The 6,615-nt window shown below is 68.4% G+C and carries 6 protein-coding genes; 3 read left to right on the top strand and 3 right to left on the bottom strand.

Annotated elements, in window-relative coordinates:
* The coding region (locus tag AC1DU6_RS16165; RefSeq protein WP_477858293.1) for a hypothetical protein at positions 1-1,497 on the bottom strand (1,497 nt) is incomplete at its 3' end.
* A 263-nt stretch (positions 1,498-1,760) separates the two neighbouring features.
* On the opposite strand from AC1DU6_RS16165, the gene AC1DU6_RS16170 reads away from it, so the two are divergent.
* The 3 genes from AC1DU6_RS16170 to AC1DU6_RS16180 all read left to right on the top strand — a co-directional run bounded on the left by AC1DU6_RS16170 (position 1,761) and on the right by AC1DU6_RS16180 (position 5,208).
* The gene (locus tag AC1DU6_RS16170) at positions 1,761-4,001 is read left to right on the top strand and encodes a beta-glucosidase (protein WP_477858295.1); all 2,241 of its coding nucleotides are present in this window, start codon (positions 1,761-1,763) and stop codon (positions 3,999-4,001) included.
* 3 nt (positions 4,002-4,004) lie between these two features.
* The gene (locus tag AC1DU6_RS16175) at positions 4,005-4,490 is read left to right on the top strand and encodes a heme-binding protein (protein ID WP_457323027.1); all 486 of its coding nucleotides are present in this window, start codon (positions 4,005-4,007) and stop codon (positions 4,488-4,490) included.
* A gap of 94 nt (positions 4,491-4,584) precedes the next feature.
* Complete coding sequence (locus AC1DU6_RS16180) at positions 4,585-5,208, top strand: PAS domain-containing protein (RefSeq protein WP_477858297.1); 624 nt, start codon at positions 4,585-4,587, stop codon at positions 5,206-5,208.
* Between the two features lie 21 nt (positions 5,209-5,229).
* Here AC1DU6_RS16180 and AC1DU6_RS16185 read toward each other — a convergent pair whose 3' ends face one another.
* Positions 5,230-5,361 carry a hypothetical protein gene (locus tag AC1DU6_RS16185; RefSeq protein WP_268795218.1) on the bottom strand — a complete coding sequence of 44 codons (132 nt, stop codon included), beginning with the start codon at positions 5,359-5,361 and terminating at the stop codon, positions 5,230-5,232.
* A gap of 71 nt (positions 5,362-5,432) precedes the next feature.
* Positions 5,433-6,615: esterase/lipase family protein (locus AC1DU6_RS16190; protein WP_477858300.1), on the bottom strand; the 1,183-nt coding region annotated here is incomplete at its 5' end.

Genomic DNA, 6,615 nt, shown 5'->3' on the forward strand with positions numbered 1-6,615 from the left:
GTCCAGCTGCGTCACCCACACGGCGCTGTTGGTCTCGGCAACCTTCAAGTGCACGGCCAACCGCGTCAGCAACACGGCCACGCTGTCGTACGCGGGGACGGCATCGCCCTGGACGGCGAACGCCTGCAGTTCCAGCAGATGCAGGCCCGCGCCCTTGAGCGCCACCCGCCCACGGCGGGCCTCGGGAGAGACCGCAGCCTCCACGGCCTGCAACGGGATGGCGGCGGCGTCACCCAGCAGGGGCGCATCGACCCGCCCACGCGGGCGCCAGGCGTCGGGCATCGAGAAGTAGTGGTGCGGGCCCTCACCGGCGCCGAGCAGCCCCATCCACCGCAGGATGAGCTGGTCTGCCGCCTCGTCGCCGTCGCCCGCGCCGATGACCTTGGCGCGCACGGCAGGCCGGGTGGCCGCCCCCTGGAGGAAGACCGGCACCGTGTTGTCGGCCCGAAGCGGCCGGATCGACACCGTCGGCACCGGAAGGTACGCCAGCCCCAGCGCGGGCAGCGTCTTGATGCTGGCGGGCCGGCGGTCACGCGCCAGCTTGCGGCCCGCGTCGTCCACGAAGTCCTGGTCCGGCCAGCGGATCCGGTACTCGGCGCGGGGCTGGAAACCGCCTTCGAAAGTGACCGTGCTGCTGGCACCGGAAGTCAGCGTGGCCGGCTGGACCTTCACCGTGCCGGGGCGCGGGCCCTGCCCCACGTCCAGGCGGATCTCGCGAAGCAGAGCTTCAGGCATCGCCGCGTTGAACTCCAGGGCGATGGGGAAGTTGGCGGCACAGTCGCCGTCGGGCTGCAGGCGGCTGCACGCCACGGTCACGGCCGGCAGCGCGCGAGCCGTGAAGCTCAGCTCATGGGGCTTCAAGGTCGGGCGCACCAGCCGCAGCGTGACAGGCCTCCCGGGCGCCAGCGCAAAGGGGCAGCGCACCGCCTCCAGGCGGTCGGGCGCCTCCCACATCCAGCTGGCCTGCTGCTTCAGCCCGTCGCGAACCTCGGTCGGCAGGTGGATGGCCGGGGCCTCGGGCTGGCCCGGCGCCTCGCAGCGAACGTCTGTCGGGGTGCCGCCCAGGGGATGGGTGTAGCGCAGCAGAAAGACCTGGTCCTCCGCGACCCAGGCCGCGCCGTGGTGGGGAACAACGTTCGCGACGTAGCGCTTCATCTCATCGGTCAACGCCGGCAGCTGGAAGCGGAACGCAAGCGGCTCGCCCACGGCATGCCCGGCCAGGGACTTCAGCGCCGGCTTGACGCGGAACTCGCAGGCCCGGCCGTCACGCGCCTGGTCCTTCAGGTCCATCACCCACGTGCGGTCATCTACCCAGTGCGCCTCGCCGGCCAGCCCGCAGTCCACCTCGAACGGCCCCGGCGCGGCCACCTTGCCCATGGGCACCATGGGCTCGCTGAAGGTGGCCCGGACCTGCTCCGCACCCGGCACCTGCCCCTGCGGGCTGAAGGCGAGCACCCGCGCGGCGGGCTCTGCCGCGCTGGCAAGCAATGAGGTCATGGCCAGCGCGCAGGCGGCGAGCATCCGTGCGGAAAAAGGCTGTGCTACCCGGGCGTGAGGCATGCCGTGTCTCCCTATAGTTAGTTATTGGCGGCAATTGTGAGGGCCCAACCGATGCGCCACGGCGTGCTGCCGGCATGCGTTGGGGGTTCACTGCGTTCACCCCATTAACCTACCGGGCTATCCAGGTAGAGTCCGCCCCACCGCTGCGATGCTGGAACCGATTCCACCCCGGCCGCAATGCGCCTTTCGCCATGAAATCAATGCATGCCTCCCTGGTGGCCACGGCCGTAGCGCTGGCCCTCTGCGCCGCCGCGCAGCCCCTGCTCGCCGCCGATGCCCAGCCCTGGACGGACAAGGCCAAGAGCGCCGCGCAGCGCACCGAGTTGCTGCTGAAGGCGATGACGCTGGATGAGAAGCTGCTGCTGGTGTTCGGCTACGCCTCGGGCGATCAGCTGGCGCAGGTGGACAGCGCCGTGATCCCCGGCGTCAACACCAAGGAGGTCATCGCCACGGTGATTCCGGGTTCGGCCGGCTACATCCCCGGCATCGAGCACTTGGGGCTACCGGCCCAGCACCAGGCCGACGCGTCCATCGGCGTGCGCAATCCCAACCTGGAGCGCACCTCACTGCCCTCGTCGCTGGCCACGGCCGCCAGCTGGGACCCGCGTGTGGCCGAGGCCGGCGGCAAGATGATCGGGCGGGAGGCCCGGCTGTCGGGCTTCAACGTCATGCTGGCGGGCGGCGTCAACCTCGCGCGAGAACCGCAGAACGGCCGCAACTTCGAGTACACCGGCGAGGACCCGCTGCTCGCCGCCGACATGGCCGCCGGGCTGATCCGCGGCGTGCAGGCCAACCACATCATTTCGACGATCAAGCATTACCTGATCAACGCGCAGGAGACCGGCCGCAACATCGTCAGCGCGCAGATTGGCGAGTCCGCGCTGCGCATGAGCGACGCGCTGGCCTTCGAGCTCGCCATCGAGAAGTCCAGCCCCGGCTCCGTGATGTGCTCCTACAACCGCATCAACGATGTCTACGCCTGCCAGAACGCCTTCTGGCAGAACAAGGTGCTCAAGGGCGACTGGGGCTACCCGGGCTACGTGATGTCGGACTGGGGTGCCGTGCATTCGACCGTGCTCGCTGCCACCGCCGGGCTTGACCAGCAGTCCGGCTTCCCCTTCGACAAGGCGCCCTACTTTGCCAAGCCACTGAAGGAGGCCGTCGAGGACGGCTCGGTGCCGCGGTCGCGCATCGACGACATGGCCCGGCGCATCCTCTGGGCGATGTTCGACAAGGGCGTGATGGACCACCCGCTCAAGCCAGGCCCCATCGACTTTGCCGCCCACGCGCAGGTCTCGCAGGCCGCCGCGGAGCAGTCGCTGGTACTGCTGAAGAACGAGGCCGGCCTGCTGCCGCTGGGGGCGCCCAAGCGCGTGGCCCTCATCGGGTCATATGCTGACAAGGCCGTGCTGGCAGGCGGCGGCTCCGCGTCGGTCACGCCCATCGGCGGCACCGCCGTCACCGGCCTCGGCCCGGGCGGCTGGCTGACCCAGGTGTGGCAGCCCTCATCGCCGATGAAGGCGCTGCAGCGTCTGCGGCCGCAGACGGCATTCACCTTCGACGCGGGCACCAACGTCGAGTCCGCCGGCAAGGCCGCAGCCGCGGCGGACATGGCCATCGTCTTCGTCCACCAATGGACCGCCGAGTCGCTGGACGCGTCGCTGACGCTGGAAGGCAACCAGGACGCCATCGTCAGCGCGGTCGCCAAGGCCAACCCGAACACCGTGGTCGTCGTCGAGAGCGGCGGCGCCATCCTGATGCCCTGGAAGAAGGACGTGAAGGGCATCCTCGCGGCCTTCTACCCGGGCGCGGCCGGCGGCGAGGCCATCGCCCGCATCCTCACCGGCGAGGTGAACCCCTCYGGCCGCCTGCCCATCACCTTCCCTGCGAGCACGGATCAGCTGGTGCGCCGGCAGATCGGCGGCAARTCGGACGGCCCGCTGTTCACGGTCCGCTACACCGAGGGCGCCGCGGTGGGCTACAAGTGGTTTGACCTGCACGGCCACAAGCCGCTGTACGCCTTCGGCCATGGCCTGTCTTACACGAGCTTCGAGCTGGGCGGCCTCAAGGCAGAACAAGCCCAGAAGGCCGGCGGGCAGGTGACCGTCAAGTTCACCATCAAGAACGCCGGCAAGCGCGACGGGGCCTCGGTCGGCCAGGTCTACGTCCGTGCGCCGCAGAGCGCTCAATGGGAAGCGCCCAGGCGTCTGGTCGGCTTCGGCAAGCTGGCGCTGAAGCCGGGTCAGACCGGCACGGGCGCGGTCACGGTCGACCCGCGGCTGCTGGCCACCTTCGACGAGTCGACCGGCGACTGGGTGATCGCGCCCGGAACCTATGAAGTACAGCTCGGCGCGGGCTCGGACGACATCCGTGCCACCGCCCATCTGGCGCTGGCGGGCCGCAGGTTCACGTCGGCGCAGCTTCGTCACAAGGCGCGATAGCGCATGGACTCCCGCTTGAAAGCTCCGGAGACCGCCGCCCAGTGTGCGGCCCAGGAAGCAGCACTCGTGCTCGAGCGCCTGACCGCGGCTGACGCCATGGGGATCGGGCAATCCATCCTCGCGCTGGCGCAGCAGTGGTTTGCGGCCCGGCCCGTGGCCATTCATCTGGAGACCGACGACCATCCCCTGTTCGTCTATTTCATGGATGGCACGGGCGCCGGCAACGCGGACTGGATCACCAAGAAGAAGAACGTCGTTCGCCGGTTTGGCCACAGTTCATGGCGGGTTCGGCTGGAGTTCCTCGAACGCCAGGCCAATTTCCATGCGGAAACCGGCCTCGACCCCACCCTCTTCCAGGCCGAAGGCGGCGCCTTGCCCCTGGCGGTGCACGGCAAGGGCCGAGTGGGGACCTTGATCGTTTCGGGCCTCGACGGGTGGGAAGACCATGCGCTTGCGGCAGGTGGACTGGCGCTTTGGAACAGCCGGTAGGGAGCAACAGCCTCGCAAGTTGCTGTTAGCGTTGGGATTCACTGCATTCGCCCTTTCCGACCGGGCTCGAAGCCGGATTGCGCCGAATCGCGACATGACAATCCCGTCCATGGACATGCAGCGACCACCGGCTGAAATTCATTGGCGACAGGCCATTGAGGCAGGTGAGCTTGGCGTGTGGGACCTCCGCCTTGACCTTGAGACCGTTCACCATTCACCCCAGTGGAAACAGCAGCTCGGTTATCCCGAACCGTACAGCGCCGATAGCACCCACTTCTGGCGCTGCAGGGTCCATCCTGCCGACCTTGAAGGCATGCTTGCAGCCATGAGCGCACACGCCCGGGGCAGCCAGCCCAGCTACGAGGCCAGATTCCGCCTGCGCAGCAATGGCTCGGGGTATCGCGTCGTCCACTCGCGCGGCCGGGTCATCGAGCGCAACGCCGAGGGCCGGGCGGTGCGCATGGTCGGGACCATGATTGACCTGACCGAACGCCCATTCACGCCCCAGGGCGGGTTGGCAGACGGCCACCGCGGCTTGATGGAAGGTTTGCCGCTGGTGCTGCCGTTTCACCTGCTGCTGAGCGTCGACCGGTCGGGTATCGACAGCGCCGATGCAGAGCGCGCTGCGCTCGAGCTTGAGCGGGATCGGGTGCTCGGCATGGTTGAAGACCTGCTGCAGGCCTCCATGGCGCAACTTGAGAGCCTGCGCACTGTGTAGAGACGCGCCTGGCAAGGCCGCTCAGCGCAAGCGAGCATCCAGCCGGCTGAGCACGCGCAGGTCCTGGAAGTAGCTGCTGTGATGCGTCGTCGCGCTGTCGACGACGAGATCGTTGGGCTGGTCGAAGATCAGTTCGGCGCCGCAATCAGGCACCCATCGCCGTGGGTCACCCTCATCGCGACGACGAACGCACTCTCGCGTTGGAAGGCGGACCGCGAAACCCCTCAGTTCTGAATCGACAACTGATCGCCCAGATAACCGATCACTCGCTCATCGCGGAAGTAGTTGGTGTGATGTGTGGTCGGGCCCACGCCGAGGGCTTCGAACGTGATGTTGCCGCCCTCGCCCAGGCGAAACATCGAGTCCACGTCCACCACCAGGTCGTTGGGGCCGGGGAACACCATGTCGGCCGCACCGTACTTGACCTGGTCGCCGATGTGGCTGAAGCGCCGCCAGAACTTCCAGATCGGCTGAGCGCTCTCGTCGGGCTGGAAAGACGCGCCGATGCCGGACATCTGGGGGCTGCTGAGCCAAGGCGCGGCAAACAATTGCCGCACATCGTTGTTGTTCTTGACCAGCTGCTGCGTCGCGAGGCCCGGCACCAAGCCCACCGCCGCGTCGACGATGGGCGTGGTGCTGCCCAGGTGCAGCACCTTGCCGAAGATCTTGGCCAGCAGCGAAACGCCCTCGGCAAAGGGCACGATGCCCGTCGCATGCTTGCTGAGCGTCGACACGGCATCGGCGTAGCTGGCGATCATGTCGAGGGCTGCACGAAGCTTGTCCGGCGCGGCCAGGCTGGTGCCCACCAGCGGCGACGCCACGAAGATCACCCGCTCCACCGGCACGGCGCGCAGCCGCATCAGCCAGCCCACGACCAGGCCGCCCCGGCTGTGGCAGACCACGTCGATGGGCGCGCTGACGTCCTGCAGGGCGCTGTGCAGATCGAGGGCGTTGGACCAGGCCGCCACGGACAGGGTGGCGTGGCCAAACGCCAGGATGGCGCTGTACTTCTGCTGCCAGCCGGCGAGCAGCTTCTTGCCGGCGTCGGTGGCCTGCAGCTCGTCGAACCACATCTGCGACTTGCTGAAGGTGCCATGCACCAGCAGCAGCACGCGGCCCTTGTCTATCCTGGGCTGGGCGTCGTTCACCAGGCGGCCGTCCTGCCAGCGCTGCATGCCCTTGTCGGGCGTCAACCAGTCATCGGCCGCGATCAGCTTGTCGGTGACCGCATTGGCACCGAAGTCGTTGAAGCGAAAGCTTTGCACGACGTCGTCCGGCGCCACGCGAATCGACCGGTAGGAGCGCCGCCCCGTGCCGCCGGGCGTGGTCGGCGGCGAATAGACCCAGCGCAGCAGGCCGTCCTCGTCGCGCACCAGCTCGACCTTGGCGCGGCCATCGGCGTCGCGC

Source organism: Roseateles sp. P5_B10, from assembly GCF_056400485.1.

Coding starts and splice junctions, on each gene's coding strand:
- AC1DU6_RS16180 (WP_477858297.1), top strand. CDS start 4,585: ATGACAATCCCGTCCATGGACATGCAGCGACCACCGGCTGAAATTCAT.
- AC1DU6_RS16175 (WP_457323027.1), top strand. CDS start 4,005: ATGGACTCCCGCTTGAAAGCTCCGGAGACCGCCGCCCAGTGTGCGGCC.